At 64.4% G+C, this 20949-nt stretch carries 20 protein-coding genes; 12 read left to right on the top strand and 8 right to left on the bottom strand.

Features of this window, described 5'->3' with window-relative positions:
• Positions 1-336: 336 nt before the first annotated feature.
• Together GTW58_RS08900 and GTW58_RS08895 are read right to left on the bottom strand one after the other, a co-directional pair.
• The gene (locus tag GTW58_RS08900) at positions 337-672 is read right to left on the bottom strand and encodes a type II toxin-antitoxin system PemK/MazF family toxin (protein ID WP_119933003.1); all 336 of its coding nucleotides are present in this window, start codon (positions 670-672) and stop codon (positions 337-339) included.
• Positions 663-884 carry a hypothetical protein gene (locus tag GTW58_RS08895; RefSeq protein WP_052209606.1) on the bottom strand — a complete coding sequence of 74 codons (222 nt, stop codon included), beginning with the start codon at positions 882-884 and terminating at the stop codon, positions 663-665. The genes GTW58_RS08900 and GTW58_RS08895 overlap by 10 nt, the downstream gene beginning before the upstream one ends.
• 73 nt (positions 885-957) lie before the next feature.
• Between GTW58_RS08895 and mgrA the strand changes: the two genes are divergently transcribed.
• Positions 958-2055, top strand: coding sequence for an L-glyceraldehyde 3-phosphate reductase (gene mgrA, locus GTW58_RS08890; protein ID WP_119933002.1), 1098 nt, complete (start codon positions 958-960; stop codon positions 2053-2055).
• Positions 2056-2130: 75 nt separating this feature from the next.
• On the opposite strand, the gene GTW58_RS08885 is transcribed toward mgrA, so the two are convergent.
• Both GTW58_RS08885 and GTW58_RS08880 read right to left on the bottom strand, forming a co-directional pair.
• Complete coding sequence (locus GTW58_RS08885) at positions 2131-2937, bottom strand: phosphatase (RefSeq protein ID WP_342453302.1); 807 nt, start codon at positions 2935-2937, stop codon at positions 2131-2133.
• 9 nt (positions 2938-2946) lie between these two features.
• Positions 2947-4227 carry a glycosyltransferase gene (locus GTW58_RS08880; protein WP_119933001.1) on the bottom strand — a complete coding sequence of 427 codons (1281 nt, stop codon included), beginning with the start codon at positions 4225-4227 and terminating at the stop codon, positions 2947-2949.
• 146 nt (positions 4228-4373) lie between these two features.
• Between GTW58_RS08880 and alr the strand changes: the two genes are divergently transcribed.
• The 4 genes from alr to GTW58_RS08860 all read left to right on the top strand — a co-directional run bounded on the left by alr (position 4374) and on the right by GTW58_RS08860 (position 7759).
• Positions 4374-6164 (top strand): alanine racemase, encoded by a 1791-nt coding sequence (alr, locus tag GTW58_RS08875; RefSeq protein ID WP_119933000.1) that lies wholly within the window; start codon positions 4374-4376, stop codon positions 6162-6164.
• Between the two features lie 19 nt (positions 6165-6183).
• On the top strand, positions 6184-6669 hold the full coding sequence (locus GTW58_RS08870; protein ID WP_119932999.1) for a hypothetical protein: 486 nt from the start codon (positions 6184-6186) through the stop codon (positions 6667-6669).
• Positions 6670-6731: 62 nt separating this feature from the next.
• Positions 6732-7478, top strand: a complete 747-nt coding sequence (locus tag GTW58_RS08865; RefSeq protein ID WP_119932998.1) for a phospholipase A2 family protein — start codon at positions 6732-6734, stop codon at positions 7476-7478.
• Positions 7475-7759: a hypothetical protein gene (locus tag GTW58_RS08860; protein WP_157980492.1), complete on the top strand. Its 285-nt coding sequence runs from the start codon at positions 7475-7477 to the stop codon at positions 7757-7759. Before GTW58_RS08865 ends, GTW58_RS08860 begins: the two co-directional genes overlap by 4 nt.
• 28 nt (positions 7760-7787) lie before the next feature.
• Here GTW58_RS08860 and GTW58_RS08855 read toward each other — a convergent pair whose 3' ends face one another.
• Entirely contained in the window at positions 7788-8198 is a 411-nt protein-coding gene (locus GTW58_RS08855) for a VOC family protein (RefSeq protein ID WP_119932996.1), read from the bottom strand.
• Positions 8199-8301: 103 nt separating this feature from the next.
• On the opposite strand from GTW58_RS08855, the gene tsaB reads away from it, so the two are divergent.
• From tsaB to GTW58_RS08835, 4 genes are all read left to right on the top strand, one after another.
• A complete protein-coding gene (gene tsaB / locus GTW58_RS08850) occupies positions 8302-9033 on the top strand; it encodes a tRNA (adenosine(37)-N6)-threonylcarbamoyltransferase complex dimerization subunit type 1 TsaB (protein ID WP_119932995.1) in 732 nt (243 codons plus the stop codon).
• Positions 9030-9566 carry a ribosomal protein S18-alanine N-acetyltransferase gene (rimI, locus tag GTW58_RS08845; RefSeq protein WP_119932994.1) on the top strand — a complete coding sequence of 179 codons (537 nt, stop codon included), beginning with the start codon at positions 9030-9032 and terminating at the stop codon, positions 9564-9566. The genes tsaB and rimI overlap by 4 nt, the downstream gene beginning before the upstream one ends.
• 5 nt (positions 9567-9571) lie before the next feature.
• A complete protein-coding gene (gene tsaD, locus GTW58_RS08840) occupies positions 9572-10696 on the top strand; it encodes a tRNA (adenosine(37)-N6)-threonylcarbamoyltransferase complex transferase subunit TsaD (protein WP_119933013.1) in 1125 nt (374 codons plus the stop codon).
• A 339-nt stretch (positions 10697-11035) separates the two neighbouring features.
• Positions 11036-11620, top strand: coding sequence for a GAF domain-containing protein (locus GTW58_RS08835; RefSeq protein WP_157980491.1), 585 nt, complete (start codon positions 11036-11038; stop codon positions 11618-11620).
• A 175-nt stretch (positions 11621-11795) separates the two neighbouring features.
• On the opposite strand, the gene GTW58_RS08830 is transcribed toward GTW58_RS08835, so the two are convergent.
• Positions 11796-13256, bottom strand: a complete 1461-nt coding sequence (locus tag GTW58_RS08830; RefSeq protein ID WP_119932992.1) for a helix-turn-helix transcriptional regulator — start codon at positions 13254-13256, stop codon at positions 11796-11798.
• A gap of 282 nt (positions 13257-13538) precedes the next feature.
• On the opposite strand from GTW58_RS08830, the gene aceA reads away from it, so the two are divergent.
• Complete coding sequence (gene aceA / locus GTW58_RS08825; RefSeq protein ID WP_119932991.1) at positions 13539-14837, top strand: isocitrate lyase; 1299 nt, start codon at positions 13539-13541, stop codon at positions 14835-14837.
• A gap of 92 nt (positions 14838-14929) precedes the next feature.
• Positions 14930-16672, top strand: a complete 1743-nt coding sequence (gene aceB, locus GTW58_RS08820) for a malate synthase A (RefSeq protein ID WP_052209866.1) — start codon at positions 14930-14932, stop codon at positions 16670-16672.
• 111 nt (positions 16673-16783) lie between these two features.
• On the opposite strand, the gene GTW58_RS08815 is transcribed toward aceB, so the two are convergent.
• On the bottom strand, positions 16784-17929 hold the full coding sequence (locus GTW58_RS08815) for a glutamate--cysteine ligase (RefSeq protein WP_047692346.1): 1146 nt from the start codon (positions 17927-17929) through the stop codon (positions 16784-16786).
• Between the two features lie 119 nt (positions 17930-18048).
• Here GTW58_RS08815 and GTW58_RS08810 point away from each other — a divergent pair, with 119 nt between their 5' ends.
• Positions 18049-19467 (top strand): glycoside hydrolase family 3 protein, encoded by a 1419-nt coding sequence (locus GTW58_RS08810; RefSeq protein WP_119932990.1) that lies wholly within the window; start codon positions 18049-18051, stop codon positions 19465-19467.
• 79 nt (positions 19468-19546) lie between these two features.
• Here the strand turns inward: GTW58_RS08810 and GTW58_RS08805 are convergent, their stop codons facing one another.
• A complete protein-coding gene (locus tag GTW58_RS08805; protein WP_370448274.1) occupies positions 19547-20938 on the bottom strand; it encodes a THUMP-like domain-containing protein in 1392 nt (463 codons plus the stop codon).
• Positions 20939-20949: the final 11 nt, after the last annotated feature.

Below are 20949 nucleotides of genomic sequence, written 5' to 3'. Positions count from 1 at the left end.
CGACATGATCTGACCAGTCTCCCTGCCCGCAACCACGGGCGACAGGACGACTCCCAGAACCACCGGACCTAAAAAACGGGGTCAGCCCACGACGGCTTGGAGACCGAGCTCGTCGAGGCGGCAGAACGTGGTCAGGCAGGGCGCATCAAAAGTAGGGTGGGACATGTCGAGGTCTTCCGGATGGGCAGTGTAGGAACTTCCATCTTCAGGGAGACCTCGACTCCTACACGGACAGCGACGCGCTCAACGGACTACACCCTCGTTCGAGAAGAGCCAGTTTTGACTCGGGATCCCGGTACAGATGGCGGGGCCATCGGCTGTGGTGGCTGTGGCTGATCAGTCTTCGAGGAAATCTGTGATCCACCGGCGGACGGCGGCCAGCGAATCAGGGTTCACCAATCCCAGGTGCTTGGCCAGTCTGTCTCGTGAGATGGTGCGAATCTGCTCGGTCATGGCGAAACTAAGGCCTTGCAGCCCAGTGTCACCCTTGAGGAGAACATGGTTGGGCCAGCCCCGGTCGGTGGTGGTGATGGGAACCGCCAAGCACAACGTGTGGACGGTTGCCAGATATGGACGACCGGAAACCACTAGTACCGGGCGCCTGCCAGCCTGTTCACGACCCACTGTTGGGTCAGGGCGTGCCCAGTAGATCTCTCCCGGAGTCAGGTCCATGCGTCGCTGGTCCATTCGCGCAATTCACGGATGTATTCCTCGTCCGGGGGGACTTTGGTCATGGCTTCCTGGACTTGACGGAAACGATCCCGGCGGGCCTCTGCCTCCAGCAGGTGCCTCAGATGCTCACCGATGTTCCGATTGTGGTGACCCGCTTGGGCCTTGAGGGCGTCCCGTAACTCCACTGTGACTTTGATGGTAGTCAAGCTCATACCAAAAGTATGACGGTGGCTGGAGTTGGTGTCCACAGTGGCGAAGCCTTCCGGTGGGGTGTGAAATGGAGGCATGTTGATTTATGGAGAGAGCACTCGTTGGACTCCGGCTGAAGACCGCTACGAGCGGATGCCGTACCGAAACCTGGGGGACTCCGGGCTGAAGCTGCCGGTGATCTCCCTGGGCCTGTGGCACAACTTTGGGGACGACGCCCCGCTGCAGACCCAGAAGGAGATCCTGCGCAAGGCCTTTGACCTGGGTGTGACCCACTTTGACTTGGCCAACAACTACGGTCCGCCCAACGGATCGGCAGAACTGAACTTTGGCCGGATCCTGCGGGAGGACTTTGCGGGCCTGCGCCAGGAGCTGGTGATTTCCTCCAAAGCGGGATGGGACATGTGGCCCGGCCCCTATGGCTTTGGCGGATCGCGGAAATACTTGGTGGACTCCCTGGACCAGTCCTTGGAACGCATGGGGCTGGACCGTGTGGACATCTTCTACCACCACCGTCCGGACCCGGAGACCCCGTTGGAAGAGACCATGCGGGCCTTGGACCACATTGTCCGCTCCGGACGGGCAAGCTACGTGGGCATCTCCTCCTACAGCGCTGACCTGACCGCCCGGGCGCAGCAGATCATGCGCGGACTCGGCACCCCACTGGTGATCCACCAGCCGTCCTATTCCATGCTGAACAGGTGGATTGAAAAGCCGTCGTCGAACTCCATGGGGCCCGCCCACGGCAGGAATCTGGTGCAGACCCTGACGGATCAGGGCATGGGGTCCATTGTGTTCACCCCGCTGGCTCAGGGGATGCTCACGGACAAGTACCTGGACGGTGTGCCGGAGGACTCCCGCGCGGCGGCCTCCAAGTCCTTGAACCCGGAGTGGCTCACGGAGCAGAACATTGAACACATCCGCGAACTGAACAAGATCGCCGAGTCCCGTGGACAGTCGCTGGCTCAGATGGCCATTGCCTGGACCTTGCGGGAGCAGGACGGCGGTCAGGTGACGTCCGCACTGGTGGGAGCATCCAAGGCCTCGCAGATCGTCAACAGCGTGGAGGCGGTGCAGAGCCTGGAGTTCTCCCAAGCTGAGCTGGAGCAGATCAATGAGCTGGCCGTGGATGCCGGGGTGAACATCTGGGCCAAGGCCACGGAGTCCACCGACTGAGCAGGTTGGGCCGAACCCTCACCAGACTCGTGCTCCAGGTGCTGATGAGCGAGTCCGGTGAAGGTTCGGCGCCGGTCACAGACCGGCCCTGGCCAGGATGAACTGGGTCATGGGCTCGTAGGCCTGTGGGGGAACGTTGTCATCCAGGGGAACCACCACGTCAATCACACCCTGGGCCTGACCCACGAACACCGCCGGATCATTGCAGTCACCCACCGCAATCACCCGGTAGCCGCGGGTGCCGGCAGCCCCTGCCATGCCGTGATCGGTCACCACCAGATCAGGCAACGGTGCGCTGCCATGCGCTTGGTGCGCAGCTTCCAGCTGATCCAAGACCAGGTCCATGGGTTCCGGGCGGTGGGTGTGCCGCAAACCGCCGTACTGCTCCACCATGACCACGTCTCCCACCGCACGGACATCCCCGGTGTCCCAGGGAATACCACCGGCGATGGTCAGAACCTCCGCCCCATGTGCCCGGGCCACGGCGGCCATGGGGGTGTAGACGGCAGGCATGGCAGCAGGATGCGCGGTGGCGAACAAGATCCGACCACGTTGCCGCACAACCTCCCCATAGATCTGCGCGTACCGATCCAGAGCATCCACGCACAGTTGCGCACTGATGGTGTCCTGGCCTTGCGTGTACGTGGGATCCGCATTGATCCCCACCTTTGCCACCATCAGGGAGAACACCGCATCCCATGTGTCCTCAGGCCCAGGAGTGATTCCCATGTACTGGTGTTCGGAGGAGGCCAGGAAATCCTGAATGTTGCGCAAGTTGGCTTCCCGCGGGGTCGCCACGTCCCCCGTGATGCGCGTGGTGTCCAGATGGGTCATCAGCTCGGCCGTGGATGGCGGGATCTGAGCTCCGAAAGTTGAGGTCACGCCCCAACTCTAGAACCCACCTGCTCCCACACCGTGGTACAGGTTGACGTGAGCGCCGGCAGTGGCCTCCCAGGAAAACTTCTGTGCCCGGCTGGCCGCCGCCACTGCTCGCCGCTGACGTTCCAACGGATCTGCGGCGATCTCCACCAGAGCCTGGGCCCAGGTCCGTGGGGAACGGTCGGGAAGCAACCACCCGGTCACCCCGTCCTCCACGGCGTACTGCAGCCCGTCCACGTCCGTGGCCACCACAGGGGTCCCGCAGGCCTGGGCCTCCAGCGCCACCAACCCGAACGTTTCCGACGACGACGGCACCACCACCACGTCCGATGACCTGAACCGTGCTGCCAACTCCGTGACAGGAATGGAACCCATCAGTTCCACTGAGTCAGTCAGGCCTGCATCCGCGATCTGAGCTCTCAGGTCAGCCGTGAACTCCGGCGCGCCCACTCCCGCGATCCAGGCCTGCACAGCAGTGTCCGGGTGTTCCGAGCGGATCAGACCCAGAGCCTCCACCAGTACCTGGGGACCCTTCAGGGCTTGCAATCTGCCTGCAAAACCAATCACGAATGCTCGTTCTCCTGTGGGGGATTCAGAGGCGTGTGCTGCGTCGTCGTCGGGGTGGAAAATGCTGATGTCCACACCGGGCGGGATCACGTGAACTGTGGAGGGTGAGGCCCCGTAGAGGCGTTGGAGGTCGTGAGCTTCTGAGGTGGTGTTGGTGATGACAGCCGAGCCGTCCCGGATCGCCGTTGACTCCCCATCCACCCGGGCCACAGGCTCAGCTGTTTCCCCCGACCCGGCGCGCTGATTCTTGGCCAACGCAGTGGTGTGGAACGTGTTGACCGCAGGCACCTGCCACGCTTGGGCCAGTTCCAGCGCCACAACGGCGGAGAGCCAGTAGTGGCCGTGCACCACATCAGGTGCTGACCCCGCAGTGGATGCGTAGGTTTCACGGATCGTTTGGGTGATGGCCTCCAGATACTGAGCCATCTGTTCCTTGGTGGCACGGACGGTCTGCGGCAGCACCACCTCCAGCAGGCGCAGGCCGGGGCGAATCTGTGACCACTGGGCCTCAGCTTCCGGGACCAATTCGTCCGGATGCTCGGAGGCTCGCCACACCGTAATCAGATCCACGCGGTGACCCAGGTCCGTCAACGAATCCGCCAGGTGGCGCACATACACGTTCATCCCTCCGGCATCCCCTTGCCCCGGTTGCATCATGGGGGAGGTGTGCAGACTCAGCAGGGCAATGTCTAAAGGCCGGGTACGCTGGTCCGGGGCAGTGATCACGGCCCCACGGTACGCGGAACCACCGTCTCAAACTTTCAGCACGGCAAAATGCGCCCAGATAGTCGGTCCATGCGTTTTTCCATGCCCAAAGTTCTCCTGTGGGGCGGGCGGTCCAGCACCAAGTGCATGAGCGCTCCAGTGCCACAATGGAGGGCGTGACTTCTGAGCCCTCGACCCCCGTGTCCCGCGTCCGCCGCCCGGAGCGTTCCGCCGTGGTGGATCTGGCTGCCATCCGGCACAACGTGCGCCACCTCAAGAAACTGGCCGCCCCCGCCGCGTTGATGGCCGTGGTCAAGGCCGATGCCTACGGTCACGGGGCGGTACCTGTGGCGCAGGCGGCCCTCCAGGGCGGGGCAGACATGCTGGGCGTGGCCCACGTGACCGAGGCTTTGGAGCTGCGGGAGGCCGGAATCAAGGCACCGCTGCTGGCCTGGCTGCACACGGTCAACACCGACTTTTCGGCTGCCATTGAGTATCAGGTGGCCTTGGGTGTTTCCGGGTGGGAGTTGGAGGAGATCGCACGGGTTGCCCAGGACATGGGTGCCACGGCCCAGGTGCATCTGAAAGTGGACACCGGGTTGGGCCGCAACGGCTACACCTTGGCCGGGTGGCCGGCGGCTGTTCGCGCAGCAGCATCGGCTCAGCAACGTGGGGCGATCGACGTCGTGGGAATCATGACCCACCTGGGTGCCGCCGATGACCCCCAGGCCCCGGAGAACCAGGAACAACTGGATGCCTTCCAGCGAGCCGTGCAGGTGGCGCGGGAGGCCGGTCTGACGCCCTCGATCCTGCACGCCGCCAACACCCCCGGGACCTTTGACGCCCAGGACATGGCAGACCCCACCTCCATGCTGTGCGACATGGTGCGGGTGGGCATCGGGATCTACGGCATCTCTCCGTTTGCAGAGCGCACCGCCGAGGAACTGGGGCTGATCCCGGCCATGACACTGCGCACCACGGTCAACAACGTCAAGGAAGTCCCGGCCGGGCAAGGTGTGTCCTACGGTTTCAACTACCGCACGGAACAGCCCACCACGTTGGCACTGATTCCGCTGGGTTATGCCGATGGCGTCCCCCGGATCGGCACCGGTGGGCCGGTGCGCATCCACGGCGTCAGTTATGCGGAAGTGGGCCGGGTGGCCATGGATCAGATGGTGGTTGACCTGGGAGAACCAGGACTGGCCTCCGATCCTGACCGTAACCCTCTGGGGGCTGAGGCCGTCCTGTTCGGGGCGGGGGCGAATCCGTCCGTGCGCGAGTGGTCCCAGGCTGCTCAGACCATCGACTACGAGATCGTCACCCGCATCTCCCCCCGCGTGCCCCGCGAGTACGTGGATTCCGTCGGCATTTCGCACTACCAACCCGAAGGCGACCCCGCTTGGGCCCTCACCCTTGAACCCGCATCAGCGGAAGCCACCCAGAAGGTGGCCAAGGACCTGGCCGGGCATCTGCGTGCCGGGGATCTGATGATCCTCACCGGTGAACTGGGGGCGGGCAAGACCACGTTCACCCAAGGCCTGGGTGCAGGTCTGGGCGTGCGGGAGGGGATCATCTCTCCCACGTTCGTCCTGGCCCGCCAGCACCCCAATGACCCGCAGGGTCCGAATCCCGGTGGTCCCATGTTGGTTCACGTGGACGCCTACCGCCTGGCCACGGCAACTGAGGTGGATGACATCGACCTGGAACAGACTCTGCCCACCTCCGTGACCGTGGTGGAGTGGGGGCGAGGCAAAGTTGAGCACTTGGCGGATTCCCGCCTGGAGATCACCATTGACCGGGCCGTGGGTGCCCGGGACAACGACGGCGCCCCCAACCTGGCCTCAGTGCTGGCAGATCTTGAGGCGGAGACGGAGACCGGTGAGGACGAGCCCCGCACCCTGACCATCCGCGCATTCGGCCCACGCTGGAGCGGCCAGCAGCCCACGGACCTGATCTGAGAAGGGAACCCGAACACCGGTGTCCAACAAACGCAACAAGAACGCCAGACGCGGGCGAAAGATGTCCTCCCAGCAGCGGGAGAAGCAGCAGCAGATGCGCGAACAGACTGGGCGGGGTTCCGGCAACAGTGTTCAGGATGCCCGTCAACGTGCCATGTCCACCTCCCCGGAGCGCGCCACCGGCACGCAGGGCGCGGCGGAGGAGGTTCGGCCAGGCCTGTTCCCGCCCAGTCGGCGTCCACCTCGGGATCCCAACCGCAAGCCGTGGGAGGTCTACGCCTGCATGATCATGGCTGTGCTGATCGTGTTCCTGGTGCCGGACTGGCGGGATCCAGAGAACCCGTGGCCTGCCTGGTTCTACGTGGCACCTCTGGCCTTTGGCGTTCTGGGCGCGTTGTTCGCCCTGTTGGACAAGAAGTGGCGGCTGGCTTGGACCTCCGCTGGTCTGGGACTGGTGCTGTTTGTGGGACTTGTTTCCGTGATTGCGCTGACAGGACCTGCCTGAGTCGATAAGGTCTGAACATCTGCGCTGGTCACAGGACTGGCCACGGGTGTATCGGAGAAACCATGACCCAGCACCACATCTCAGATCGGACCACCACACGGTGGCGCCCGGCCGCCGTCACGCGGTGGGGCCTGGCCATGATCATGAGCTTGTTTCTGAGCTGGACGGTCTTGGCCGCTCCTGGGCAGGCAGCGCCGATACAAACGGACGCAGTGCGTGGCGGCCCTGCACATGCGGGCGCGGCGGCAGTTGGTGCCGGGGGCAAGGGTGGATTTGCACGCGGGCTGCCCACCCAGGCCGCTGCCTCATCCAATGCCTCGGCTGCCTTGGATCAGCAGGTTCAGGATGCTGGCGAGTTCATGCGGCACAGCCAGTCCGGATCCGTCTACTTTGACGTCCACGCCGCGGTGGCTGCCGGGGCCTCACCCGAAACCCTGGAAATTGGTGCAGTGGTCAATCAGATGACCTTTGCCCAGGCCACGTCTCCCACCACTGGTCCTGGTTCCTTGACCTCCGCGGTGGACCCGGCGTCGTCGGGACCAATGGCCACAGCACAGTTCTCCTTGCCGGTGTGGGGCAACTGGTGCGGACCCGGGCACGGCGGCGGTGAGCCGGTGGACGTTCTGGATTCGCTGTGCCGGACCCATGATGAGTGCTACGGGACGCGGGGATATTTTGCTTGCTCGTGTGATCAGGCGCTGATCAATGACATCCGTGCCAACGCCTACCGCATGGGATTCCGTGAGCGCATTGTGGCGGCTGCGGTGAGCACCTACTTCACTTACACCTACTGCGTATCCACCCGATGAGCACGCCACAAGTGCAACCCAGCACGGCGCGGACGCGGCCGTACGGCACCTGGATCTGCATGGTCTTGGCGGTGGCAGCCACCTTGTACTTGCTGGACTGGACCGGCCCCGCTGAACCCAAACCCTTTGTCATGTTGTTCTTCCCGGCGGGGCTGGGAATCGTGGGCGCGGTACTGGCCGGGCGCAAGGGCTTGACGGGCTGGGCCGTGGCCTCGGCTCTTGTGGGCATCCTGCTGGTGCCGGCGGTGATGTTCGCCATGGTGATCATTGGGGGTCCGTGATTCGCACCTGCAGGACGCGTGGGGTGGGTCAGTCCTGCGCTGAGCGATGGGCCTCCATGTCCATCCAGGTCAATTCCCAGATGTGACCGTCCATATCGGCAAAGCTGCGTCCGTACATGGTGCCGTGATCAATGGAGTTGACCGCGGTGGCACCTGCCTCCAGGGCGGCATCCACAAGGGAGTCGACCTCTTCGCGGGATCCGGCGTCCAGTGCCACCAAGACCTCCGTGGCAGTGCCGCCCAGGGAGACGTTGTTCTGGTGGAACGAGGCGAAAAAGTCCTTGTGCAGCAGCATGGCAAACATGTTCTGGCCCAGGACCACGCTGATGGCCTTGTCATCAGAGAAGTCCTCGTTGATCGTGTAGCCAAGCTGCGTGAAGAACTTCCGGGAGCGTTCCACGTCTTCCACGGGCAGGTTCACAAAGATGTACTGGTGCATGGGGTTGTGCTCCTTCAACTGGGACCGGCCAGACGTCTGCTTGTCAGGACCAGGGTGGTGTCGCGGGAAGCCTAGCCTGTTGGCCACCATCTAGACTGGGCGGGTGCTTCTGCTGTGTTTGGACTCCTCTGCTGCTGCGTCAGTCGCCGTCGTTGACACGACTGAGCAGCAACCCCAGATCCTGGCCCGCTGGGAAACCCAGGACACTCGATCACATGCTGAGGTGCTGACACCCGCCGTTGAACAGGTCATGGCGGAGGCCTGGGTGACGGCGCAGGAGCTCAACGGAGTGCTGGTGGGCACCGGTCCTGGACCCTTCACCGGTCTGCGGGCAGGGCTTGCCACTGCCCGGACTTTGGGTTTTGCGTGGGGCCTTCCCGTGCATGGCATGTGCAGCTTGGATGCAGTGGCCAACGACGTCGCCGCGCTCCCTGACTCCGAACGCCCGACTGAGTTTGTGGTGGCCACGGATGCCCGACGCCGTGAGGTGTATTCCGCCGTGTACCGCACAGAACGTGATGGAGGGGAGGCCATACATGCTGTCCTGGTCAGCGGCCCTTCGGTGGGGCCTGCGGCTGAGCTTCCGGACCTGCCTGCCTATGGTCGTGGTGCGGGGCTCTACGCCCAGGATCTGCCGCAGGCCGTCCTGATGCCCGTTCCGGGAGCCGTCCAGGAGAATGCACCGACCGAGTGGCAGCCCAATGCGGCTTCGCTGGGACTGGCTGCGGCCGGCGTCGTGAACTCAGGTGGCGAGTTAAGCACAAAGACCAGCCCGCTGTATCTGCGGGAGTCGGATGCCAAGGTTCCGGGGCCGCGCAAGAAAGCCACGGCATGACGGCCGGGGTGGGCCAGCTCGACTGGCAGTTGCGCCCGGCCACGGTGCACCGTGTGGCGGCCATCGAATCCCTGGAACAGCAGCTTTTCCCGGAAGACGCGTGGTCACTGGAGATGATCCTGGCCGAAATCACCCACCCCACCCGCGCCTATTGGGTGGCAGAGGCTGACGGCCAGGTGATCGGCTATGCCGGAGTGATGGTGGTGGCGGACACCGCGGACGTGCAGAACATTGCAGTGGCTCCCCACTGGGAGGGCCGTGGGCTGGGCAAAGCTTTGTTGACACAACTGCACACCGAGGCTCTCAGCCGGGGCGCTCGCGAAATCCTGCTGGAGGTCCGCACGGACAACCAGCGGGCGCAGGGGCTCTACCGGCGCTTTGGCTACACAGAGATCACCGTGCGGCGCGGCTATTACCCAGGTGGTGCGGACGCGTTGATCATGCGTGCCGAACTTGCCCCCCGTGAAGAACCATCCACTACTGACCTGACCAGCCACATGAACGGCACCGTCAACCAGGACAACGCAGAATGACTCAGATGAAACCTCAGATCCCGGACGTGACCAACCCTTTGGTGCTGGGGATCGAGACCTCCTGCGATGAAACCGGTGTGGGAATTGTCCGGGGCCGCACACTGCTTGCCAACACCGTCTCCTCTTCCATGGATGAGCACGTCCGCTTTGGTGGAGTCATTCCGGAGATTGCCTCCCGGGCTCACCTGGAGGCCTTTGTGCCCACCCTCCAGCAAGCACTGGAGACCGCAGGTGTCACCTTGGAGGAGGTGGATGCCATCGCCGTCACGGCAGGTCCCGGGCTGGCAGGTGCATTGATGGTGGGGGTCTCGGCGGCCAAGGCGCTTGCACTGGCCACCGGCAAGCCGCTTTACGCCATCAACCACCTGGTGGCGCACGTGTCCGTGGGGCTGTTGGAGCGTGACGGCTCGGACGTGGCGGCGGAATTGATCACCGACGACGGCGACCTTGTGCCCGGACTCGGTGCCGTCCTGGTCTCCGGCGGACACACAGAAATCTTGCGTGTGGGTGACCTGGCGGATGATGTTCAACTGCTGGGAGCCACCATTGATGACGCCGCGGGCGAGGCCTATGACAAAGTGGCCCGTCTGCTGGAGCTGAGCTACCCGGGAGGTCCTGCCATCGACCATGCTGCCCGGGGTGGTGACCCCGCGGCGTTCAAATTCCCCAGGGGGCTGTCCAACGCCAAGTACATGGGGACCGTTGAATCACCCGGCAAGCACCGCTATGACTTCTCCTTCTCCGGACTCAAGACGGCCGTGGCGCGGGTGGTGGAAGCCTACGAGGCTGCGGGGGAGACCGTCCCGGTGGCTGAGATTGCAGCATCCTTCCAGGAATCCGTGGTGGACGTGATCACCCGCAAGGCCGTGCTGGCGGCCACGGAGAACAACATCACCACCTTGCTGCTGGGTGGCGGTGTGGCGGCCAATTCGCGGTTGCGTGAGCTGTTGGCCGAACGTTGTGCCGCCCACGGCATCCGCCTGGTGGTGCCGCCGTTGTCCCTGTGCACGGACAATGGCGCCATGGTGGCAGCCCTGGGGGCACGGTTGGTGTCCCGGGGGGTGGGGGCGTCGTCGTTGGAGTTCACTGCGGATCCGGGACTGCCGGTGACCGCGGTGAGTGTGCCGTGACCAGGGAACACCGCCGGTGGTTGTGGTGTCGGTGCACTGTTCTAACTTGACGAAGTGACCAGCACACACGTTTCCACAGCGAATGACGGGCCGGCGCCCTGGTGGGCGCGCCTGCCTGCGTGGCTCTTGCGCGCCGCGGGTACGGTTCTGGCTCCCGTGGGAACATTTTGGATTGGCCGGGCGGAAAGACTGTGGCCACCGTCGGTGTCAGTCTTCCTGGCGATCACAGTGTTCTTGGTTGGAGCCAGTTGCGTGGTCCTGTTGGAAATCCGAAGCCGGCGCGAAGCCCGGGAGTCCAGGCAACGCCAAGAACGCATCGAGGCCTCGCACCAGGAGCGGATGCGTTCCCAGGAGGGGCTGGTTGACAGGCTCGGAGAAAGCGTCAGTGAGGTGGTCAACCGTCTTGGAGCGGTCATGGCGCAGTCGGAGTCCGAACGCCGGTCGCAGCTGACGGTCATCAACGAACTGATCGTCCGAAATCTTCTCGGCATGTTGGCCACGCGCCATGTGGGAGGTCGGGCCGTGCTCTACAAACTCGACGCAGACCTGGGACTGGAAGCCGTGGTGTCGAGCGGTCGTTTGGGGCAGCCTCGTCCGTTCGAAAGAGGTACCGCACGTTGGCGTGCTGTCATGGAGTTCTTGGAAAGTGGGCAGCCGTTGATCTGCAGCGATGTCGAAGATCCGGTTCAACGTCCGGAGTATTGGGAGGGAACGGCCTCGGGATACCGGGCGTTCGTGTCCTGCCCCGTGGTTGTCGAAGACCAGGTGTTCGGGATGTTGACATTCGACGTGCCGGAAACTGGCTCCCTGGATCGCAATGATGCCAACGCGCTGGTCATCTTTGCAGGCCTTGCTGCCTGCGCGGCCAACCTGGTTCAGGACAAGTTAGACTCGAAGGCCACGGAAGGAGATGCTCATGGCTGAGAGATTCAGCGTGACCACCCGTAACGGAGTGACGTCTCTGAAACGGACTGTGCCCTTCAGTCCACGGTTGCAGCAGAGCAAGTCATCGGGTCCGCTCGCGACGGAGCATCGGGACACGGACAACAAACCGTCGGCTGATCCATGTGGGTCGGACAAGGCGCGCAAGGCATCCTGATCAGGTGAGCCCGGACTGGGCCTGCAGGAACCTGAAGACCTCCACCTCATCCACACCGGGGAAAGCACCGGAGGGCATGGCCGCCAGCAGGTGCGCGTTGGCCCGAGCCGCGGGGCGGGCGTTACCACCCCAGGCGGCTTCCAGATCGGGTGAGGGCAGACGGCAGCACGTGGGATCCGGGCACCGGGAGACCGAACGGGATTGCGTGTCCTTGCCGCGGAACCACTTGGCCTCCTTGAATGGCACCCCGATGGACAGCGAGTACAGCCCGGAGGAGTGGCCCTCCACCACCGCGGTGCACCAGTAGGTTCCGTTGGGGGTGTCCGTGTACTGGTTGAACGCCCGGAAGTGGTCGCTGACGTTGAACACCTCCCGTGAGGTCCAGTAGCGGCAGACCTGCTGGCCTTCAATGGCGCCGATGTGGTCAGCCGGAAAAAGCACCTGGTCGTTTTCGTAGGCCTTGTGGATGATCCCGGATTCGTGGACCTTCTGGAAATGACAGGTCATGCCCATGTGTTCGGTGGCCAGGTTGGTGAACCGGTGGGCGGCGGATTCGTAGGAGACACCAAAAACGTCCCGGAGGTCCTCGATGGCCAGATCCCGCCGCTCCTTGGCGGCCTTCAGGAACCGGACGGTCTGCTTCTGCGGCATCATCAGGGCTGCCGCAAAGTAGTTGGTGTAGACCCGCTGCCGCAGGAAATCCGAGTAGTCCTCCGGTTCTGACTGGTTCAGCACGTAGGCGCCGATGGCCTGGAGCAACACGGAACGCGGCTCATGCCCGGGCGTTCCTGCGCGCGCCAGGTAGAAACGCCGGTTCTTCAGATCGGTCACAGACCTGGTGGAATGCGGCAGCCCGGAGACCAGGTGCACGGTGAAGCCCAGGTGTTCGGCAATGTCCGCGGCGGCGTGGTGGCTCAGCGGCCGGTCCCCGTGTCCCACGGCCTCCAGCAGCCGTTGGGCTTCCTGCTCGATCTGCGGATAGTGGTTGCCGCAGGCCTTCATTTCCTCCCGCAGCTCCACATTGGCCCTCCGTGCCTCCTCCGGCGTGGCGGCCTGTTCCTCCATACGACGCCGCAGTTCCTGGTGCAGCCCCGCAATCACCTCCAACACCTCCGTGGGTGTGCGGGTGGTGATCTTGACGGGCGGCAGCTGCAGGGATGCGTAATGGGGTGAGCGTTGGGCTTTTTCCACCGCGATCTCCAGGGCTGCCCGCCGTGAGGGAGCCTCCGCGGCCAGAAGGTCATCCAGGGTGGTGCCCAAGGCGCCTGCCAGTTCGGCCAGCAGACGGAGTTTGGGTTCCCGGCGCCCGTTCTCCACCAGGGACAGGTGAGATGCGGTCACACCCACCCGCTCAGCCAGTGCGTCCAGGGTCAGGTTCTTCTGCGCGCGCAGGTGCCGTAGGCGGCGCCCCAGAACGACGGCGTCCCACGCGTCCGGCGGCAGTGGCGGGGGGATCAACATGCCAGGACTATGGCATGCGGCATGCGGGGTGTCCACGTGGCGGTGTCAAGATTCTTCAGTTTTGATTAACCAAGTGCTCGTGAAGCACCAATGATCAGAAAGACCGGCAATTCATGCACTTCTTCCCGTGCCGTCATCACCACCTGATCTTTCTGCCCCAACCCCCTCGTGAGCGCTGTCCGTGCCGGTCAGAGTGGTGCCAAGCCCAGCAAGGCAGACAACCGTTCCCCGGTTGGCCGGCCTCACCGGGCACCCACCGGATCACACATCAGGAGCAAGATCATGGAACAGCAGCGCACTCCCGCCTCCGCCGAACACATCCAGCACGACTGGGAGAACAACCCGCGGTGGCAGAACATCGAACGCAGCTACTCGGCCTCCGACGTCGTGAAACTGCGAGGGCGAGTGCAGGAGGAGCAGACCCTGGCCCGTCGCGGTGCTGAAAAGCTGTGGGAACAGCTGAGCACCGAACACCGCAACGGTGAATTCACCAACGCGCTGGGCGCTCTGACCGGCAACCAGGCCGTGCAGCAGGTCAAGGCCGGGTTGCGTGCCATCTACCTCTCCGGCTGGCAGGTGGCCGCCGATGCCAACCTTTCCGGTCACACCTACCCGGACCAGTCTCTCTACCCGGCCAACTCCGTGCCGCAGGTGGTGCGCCGGATCAACAACGCCCTGATGCGCGCCGACCAGATCGAACACGCTGAAGGCATCCACACGGTTGAGGACTGGATGGTGCCGATCGTGGCAGATGCGGAAGCCGGATTCGGTGGTCCGCTGAATGCCTACGAGCTGATGAAGTCCATGATCGGTGCAGGTGCTGCCGGGGTGCACTGGGAGGACCAACTGGCCTCCGAGAAGAAGTGTGGTCACCTGGGTGGCAAGGTGCTGATCCCCACCGCTCAGCACGTGCGCACCCTCAACGCGGCCCGTCTGGCGGCCGACGTGGCGGATGTGCCCTCTGTGATCGTGGCCCGTACGGATGCCGAGGCAGCCACCCTGATCACCTCCGACATTGACGAGCGTGATCGGGAGTTCTTGACCGGCGAGCGCACCCCGGAAGGCTTCTACAAGGTGCGCAACGGCGTGGAACCGTGCATCGCCCGTGCCAAGGCCTACGCGCCGTACGCGGATCTGATCTGGATGGAAACCGGCACCCCGGACCTGGAGCTGGCCCGGCACTTCGCGGAATCGGTCAAGGCCGAGTTCCCGGATCAGATGTTGGCCTACAACTGCTCGCCGTCGTTCAACTGGCGCCAGAATCTGGATGACGCCACCATCGCCAAGTTCCAGCGTGAACTCGGTGCCATGGGCTTCACGTTCCAGTTCATCACCCTGGCCGGGTTCCACGCGCTGAACCACTCGATGTTCGATTTGGCGCGTGGTTACAAGGATCGTCAGATGTCCGCCTACGTGGAGTTGCAGGAACGTGAGTTCGCTGACGAGGCCAACGGGTACACCGCCACCAAGCACCAACGGGAAGTGGGCACCGGCTACTTCGACGCCATTGCCACGGCCTTGAACCCAGAGGGCTCCACGCTGGCCCTGGCCGGTTCCACGGAAGCCGGCCAGTTCCACTGAACCGCAGACCCACCCCACGCTGCACCTCAGGCCTGGTCCGGACATTCCGTCCGGACCAGGACCACCCCGCACACACCATCCAGGAGCACACCATGTTCACCAACACCAGTGAAATCACCGTCAACGGCATCACCCTGCGTGGGCATCACGTCAGCGGTCAACGCCAAGTCCTAAGCCTGGATGCCCTGGCATTCCTGGCGCATCTGCACCGAAAGTTCGAGCCGCGTCGTCGGGAATTGATGAAAGCCCGGGAACAGGTCAAGGCCAAGATCTCCCAGGGCTGGACCCCGGACTACCCGGAGGAGACCCGCGCCATCCGGGAGGACGACTCCTGGCAAGTGGCGCCCCTGGCCCAAGGGTTGAATTACCGGCAGGTGGAGATCACCGGGCCCGTGGACCGCAAGATGACGGTCAACGCCCTGAACTCCGGGGCCATGGGCTGGATGGCGGATTTTGAGGATTCCTCCACCCCCGCCTGGGAGAACGTGATTGCCGGGCAGGTCAACCTGTTTGACGCCATCCGCCGGGACATCGACTTCACCACGGAGGCCGGCAAACGCTACCGCCTGGACCCCGAGCCCCAGGATCGGGTGCCCACCATCAATGTGCGACCACGCGGGCTGCACCTGATCGAGGACCACCTGTTGGTGGATGGCCAACCCATCTCCGGGGCGCTCATGGACTTCGGCCTGTACTTCTTCCACAACGCCCGTGAGTTGCTCAAACGCAGCCGGGGGCCCTACTTCTACCTGCCCAAGCTGGAGCACTACCGGGAAGCGCGCTGGTGGAACGACGTCTTCTGCGTCGCCCAGGACTACGTGGGCCTGCGCCGCGGAACCATCCGGGCCACCGTGCTCATGGAAACCATCACCGCGGCCTTCCAGATGGAGGAAATCCTCTACGAACTGCGCGAACACGCCGCCGGCTTGAACGCCGGGCGGTGGGACTACATCTTCTCCATCATCAAGATGTTCCGTGACCGCGGGCCCGAGTTCGTGTTGCCGGACCGCGCCCAGGTGACCATGACCGCCCCCATGATGCGCGCCTACACGGATCAGCTGGTGCGTGCCTGCCATCGGCGCGGTGCTGCCGCCATGGGAGGCATGGCCGCCCAGATCCCCAACCGGCGCGACCCCAAAGCCAACAAGGCGGCCCTGGAGAAGGTGTACGCAGACAAACTGCGTGAGGCCAACGACGGCTTTGACGGGTCCTGGGTGGCACATCCGGACCTGGTTCCCGTGGCCATGGAAGCCTTCAACCAGGTCCTGGGAACCTGCCCCCACCAGATCCGCACCCAGAAGCGCCCGGATGTTGTTCCGAATGCCGCAGCACTGCTCAACGTGGGCGCCACGGAAGGGGAGGTGACGGAGGCTGGACTGCGCCTGAACATTGACGTCGGCATCCGCTACATGGAGTCCTGGCTGCGCGGCTCCGGGGCTGCCGCCATCCACGGCCTCATGGAGGATGCCGCCACCGCGGAGATCTCGCGCTCGCAGATCTGGCAGTGGATCGACGCCGGAGTCCACGCGCGGGTCACCTCAGCTTCCCCGTCCACCCCTGACAACGACGACGCCGCAACCCGCCAGGTCACGCGCGATTGGGTGCAGCAGCTGGTGGACGAGGTGTTTGCTGAGCTGCCGCGCAGTGCGGGTGACCGGTTCGACACCGCCAGAGACCTGTTCGTGGCCTCCGCCTTGGCCGACGAGTTCCCGGCGTTCCTCACGGTGCCTGCCTACCAGCAGTGCCTCTCAGCAGCATCCGAGCAGGGGGATGACCGCTCGGGTGAGGGGGCGCCGTCGTCCTCCCACCGGATGAGGGCGGGGGTGGCTGCCTGACGTACGGTGGCTGTCCGGCACCATTGAGTAGTGATTTGTCCCGCCCGTCACGCCTGATGGGCGGGACAAATCACCGTTCGAGCGGGCTAAGGCGGGAGAGCGTCCGCGAGGTCAGCCCTCCTGGACCTGACGGACCACATCCAGAGCGGCCGCCTTCAGATCACCGTCAGCGCGCTCGGCAACCGCGCGCTGGCGCTGGTATCCGGCACCGTGATCGATGATGTGGTTGACCCAACCCAGCTCCTCTGCGCAATCCAGGTCGCGGGCAATGGGCATGAGCCGGTCCACGATCTGGCGCAGATGATCCGTGACCAGCGGCTCCTCCAAGGAGTTGTCCTTGATGATGACCGCATCCAACCCGTAGCGCGCAGCCCGCCACTTGTTCTCCTTGACCAGCCAGGGGCGCATCTGTTCCACAGTTCCGCCGTCATCCAGGATCCGGGAGGTCTCCTCTACCAGGCACTGGGTGAGTGCGGCAATCGCGCCGATGTCCCTCAGGCTGGAGGGGGAGTCGCAGAAGCGCATCTCGATGGTGCCGTAGCGGGGCACGGGGCGTACATCCAGGCGGGATTCACTGATGTCATCGATCACGCCGGTGTCCAGGAGATCGCTGAGATGCTGCTGGTACTCGGACCAGTCAGCAAACGCGTACGGCAGGCCCGCGGTCGGAAGCTGCTGGAAGATCTGGGAGCGGTGGGAGGCGTAACCGGTGTCCTGGCCGTTCCAGTAGGGGGAGTTGGCGGACAGCGCCAACAGGTGGGGGTAATGGGCCAGCAACCGGTCCTGCACCGGCAACGCCTTCTCCTGCGAGTTCACCCCCACGTGCACGTGCATCCCGTAAATGACCATTTGGCGGCCCCAGTACTGAGCGCGGTCCACCACGGTGAAGTAGCGGTCCTTGTCCACCACGGACTGATCCTGCCAACGGGAGAACGGGTGCGTACCGGCCGCGTACACCGCCAGATTCCGGGGGGTTGCAACCTGGCGGATGTCCTCCAACAACTGGCCCAACTGACCGGTGGCCTCAGCCACCGTGGAACACACGCCGGTGACCATCTCCACCGTGTTCTCCAGGAATTCCCCGGTCAGCGTGGGACTGGCCGTGCTTTCCTCCGCACGCTCCGGCAAGGCGGCGTGCACTGCCTTCATGACCTCTTGACCGCGGGGAACCAAAGCCCCGGATTCGGTGTCAACCAGTGCAACCTCCCATTCCAACCCGATGGTGGATTGAGAGGAGTGCTCGAACTCGATGTGCACGGGACCTCGCTGGCGTGTGGGCCGACAGGAAGTGGTTGCCAGCAAGGGCAGCCAGGACAGCTCACTCTAGTTTAGGCAGTGTGCTCCCGATAACTTGCCGGGCCCTTACCCTGGGGGACATGCGCCGTAACTTGATTCCCCACCTGCGCCTGGCCTCATCCCTGACCTTGGCGGGCCTGCTGCTGGTCCTCCCTGCCTGTACGTCAGACGGTGGCAGCACGTCCTCAACGACGCCGCCGCCCGCCACATCTTCACCCACTGACTCTGCGTCAGCTGACCCTGCCGCAACTGCGGCGGGTGCGGACAGTCGAGGGCCGGCGTCGGGACCGTGGGCCGTGGATGAAGCCACGTGGGAGGCAGCCGAATCCGCGGTGGCCGCCATGACTGTGGAGGAGAAAGCCGGTCAAGTCCTGGTGGCCACCTATGACGGCGCCGATCAAGCCGCAGTGGACGTTGAGGTCGGTCAGATCCAGGACCTGCACCTGGGCGGGGTGATTGTGATGGGCCGTAACGTCCCCACCGAGCAGGGCTCCGGGCAGACTCAGGAGGACACTCCGCTGGGTGGGGCTCAAGGCGTTGATGTGCAGGCCATGTCCGGGCAGATCCAGGAGTTCCAGACCGCACTGTCCCGTTCGCATGACGGGCAGGACTGGCCGGGGATCATCTCCGTCGACCAGGAGGGCGGCACGGTCACCCGCCTGGGCTCGCCGCTCACCGAGTGGCCGCTGACCTCAGAGATCGGTGCCGCCGATGACCCGGAGTTGACCCAGGAGGCGGCCGAGGGACTGGCATCTGAACTGGCGGGGCTGGGTTTCACCATGAACAACGCGCCCACCGCAGACATCACCACGCCTGGTGACGCCGTGATCCGTGACCGGGCCTTCGGCACTGAGGCCGCCCAGGTTTCCGATCATGTGGTGGCCTCCGTGGAAGGGCACAACAACGCCGGCGTGGTGTCCTCTGCCAAACACTTCCCCGGACACGGAGGAGTGACCACCGATTCCCACGTGGGGCTGCCGCTGCAAGAGATGTCAGTGGAGGAACTTTCCACCACGGATTGGGTGCCGTTCCAGGCTGCCGTGGATGCCGGGGTGCCCACCGTGATGATGGGCCACATAGCGGTGGAGGAGTGGAATCCGGACGTGCCGGCAACACTGGAGCCTGCTGCCTATCAGGCGCTGCGTCAGGACTTGGGTTTTGATGGTGTGGTGGTCACGGACGCCTTGGACATGGGAGCCCTCTCCGGAATTGTGGGGGATGGGCTGCCCGTGGACACCGGCGTGAGCACCCCGGCCGGTGCCGCTCTGCAGGCAGGTGCCGACATGTTGTTGATGCCCGCGAATGCGCCTGCCGCTCACGCAGACATCGTTCAAGCCGTGGAGTCAGGTGCCATTGCGCAGGAGCGCCTGGATGAAGCTGCAACCCGTGTGGTGGCACTGCAGATGCGTTACGCCCAGCTCCAAGCAGACCTCCCGGTCCCGCCCAGCGAGCCCGGCAACCATGAGGACGTGGTCGCCAGGATCCAGGACGCCGGCTGACCTCACCCCTCACCCCCTCCCTCTCCCCGCCGAGTAGGCCTTTTGATCGCCCCTGAGCGCTCAGCAGCGATCAAAAGGCCTACTCGGCGGAATGGGAGGAGGGGAGGGGGTCTGCCACCAGGACCACACGGCGCTCGCCTTCGGGGGTGGCCATCCGCGTGACAATCAGGGTGGCTCGGTTGGGCCCTGACGGCTTGAGCTGCTTGCGCAACTGCTCCGGGGTCACGTCCGTGCCACGCTTCTTGATCTCCAACGTGCCCACACGGTTGGCCTTCACCCAGGTCTTCAGCACCTTGACCGTGTGCGGCAGCACCTCCCGGATCCTGTACCCGCGCGCAAATCCCCACGACGACGCCGTACCCCCCGTTCCGCTCACCAGCTCACCACCGGCTGGCCCCACCAGGTAGGCGATCCGTGGATGGATCAGCCGTGCGCCCAACCGCTGACCAACTTCTTGCACCAACCCCGCGCGAATCACGGCACCATGTGGTTCCCACAGCACGCAGCCCGGAATCACCTGAGGAAAGTGACCGTGACCATCTGCCTCGGGGGCACCGTGATCCTCTGATGTGGGCGGCGAGTCCACGTGGTCAGGCTCTTCAGCCAGATCCGGGAACTCGGTGGCGGACGTGAGCTCCTGCCGGGTGGCGTCGTCGTGAAGGACCAAGGCGGCGCGGCGGACACCGGGCCGTGCCAGGGCGTTGAACCACAGCACCACTTCCACCACGTCCCCGCGATGCGAAACCCACTGGGCTTCACAATCGGCCGGGATGGCTGAGTGCGGCATGCCGGGGCCCATTTTCACGCCCATGGGAATGCCGGTGGCAGCCAACTCCTGGACAAAGGACAGCGGCGGGGAGAATGCTTCAGGATCAAAAATGCGCTGTGAGGAAGCCGAACGCGGGCGGTCATCCGTACGCCGCGCCGGATCCAACCACAGGGAGTGGGGGCGGCCTCCGGGGACGGAGTCCCAATCGATGGCTTGCGCATCGCCGGCCACCACCTGGGCGTTGGGGAAGGGCATCAGGTTGACGGTGGCCACCGCAGCGGTGGTGTGGTCTCGCTCCACCGCCACTACGCTCAGGCCCAGGCCCGCCAGCGCCATGGAATCGGCACCGATTCCACACCCCAGATCTGCCACAGACGTGATGTCCGCATCCACAAACCGCTGGGCGTGCAAGGCGGAAACCTGCATACGTGTGGCCTGCTCCAACCCGGTTTGGGTGAACAACATGCGGGAGGCGAATTCGCCGAATTTTTCGGCACCGGCTGTTCGCAGGCGGGACTGGGTGAGTGCCTCGGAGACAACCTCGGGGGCAAACCCCTCTGCCCGCAGCCGGGTGGACACGGCGAGCACCTGGTCCTCGCTATAGGGACCCAGGGAATCCACAAGGTGCATGCCCTCAGGGGTGAGCAGTTGCGCCAAGGGGGTTGCGTCGTCGTGGTTGTCGGAGGGGAGGTGGGGTCTCACCTGGACCACGC

Origin of the sequence: Kocuria subflava (assembly GCF_012163155.1) — a bacterium.
GTDB classification, from domain to species: domain Bacteria; phylum Actinomycetota; class Actinomycetes; order Actinomycetales; family Micrococcaceae; genus Kocuria; species Kocuria subflava.
Note: the sequence above shows the minus strand (reverse complement) of the source record. Positions and strands in the feature narration are given on the sequence as shown.

Bases quoted from the DNA above. Each gene is read 5' to 3' on its own strand.
- GTW58_RS08900 (WP_119933003.1), bottom strand. From the start codon at position 672: ATGGACCTGACTCCGGGAGAGATCTACTGGGCACGCCCTGACCCAACA.
- GTW58_RS08895 (WP_052209606.1), bottom strand. From the start codon at position 884: ATGAGCTTGACTACCATCAAAGTCACAGTGGAGTTACGGGACGCCCTC.
- mgrA (WP_119933002.1), top strand. From the start codon at position 958: ATGTTGATTTATGGAGAGAGCACTCGTTGGACTCCGGCTGAAGACCGC.
- alr (WP_119933000.1), top strand. From the start codon at position 4,374: ATGGAGGGCGTGACTTCTGAGCCCTCGACCCCCGTGTCCCGCGTCCGC.
- GTW58_RS08865 (WP_119932998.1), top strand. From the start codon at position 6,732: ATGACCCAGCACCACATCTCAGATCGGACCACCACACGGTGGCGCCCG.
- GTW58_RS08860 (WP_157980492.1), top strand. From the start codon at position 7,475: ATGAGCACGCCACAAGTGCAACCCAGCACGGCGCGGACGCGGCCGTAC.
- GTW58_RS08855 (WP_119932996.1), bottom strand. From the start codon at position 8,198: ATGCACCAGTACATCTTTGTGAACCTGCCCGTGGAAGACGTGGAACGC.
- rimI (WP_119932994.1), top strand. From the start codon at position 9,030: ATGACGGCCGGGGTGGGCCAGCTCGACTGGCAGTTGCGCCCGGCCACG.
- tsaD (WP_119933013.1), top strand. From the start codon at position 9,572: ATGAAACCTCAGATCCCGGACGTGACCAACCCTTTGGTGCTGGGGATC.
- GTW58_RS08835 (WP_157980491.1), top strand. From the start codon at position 11,036: ATGCGTTCCCAGGAGGGGCTGGTTGACAGGCTCGGAGAAAGCGTCAGT.
- GTW58_RS08830 (WP_119932992.1), bottom strand. From the start codon at position 13,256: ATGTTGATCCCCCCGCCACTGCCGCCGGACGCGTGGGACGCCGTCGTT.
- aceA (WP_119932991.1), top strand. From the start codon at position 13,539: ATGGAACAGCAGCGCACTCCCGCCTCCGCCGAACACATCCAGCACGAC.
- aceB (WP_052209866.1), top strand. From the start codon at position 14,930: ATGTTCACCAACACCAGTGAAATCACCGTCAACGGCATCACCCTGCGT.
- GTW58_RS08810 (WP_119932990.1), top strand. From the start codon at position 18,049: ATGCGCCGTAACTTGATTCCCCACCTGCGCCTGGCCTCATCCCTGACC.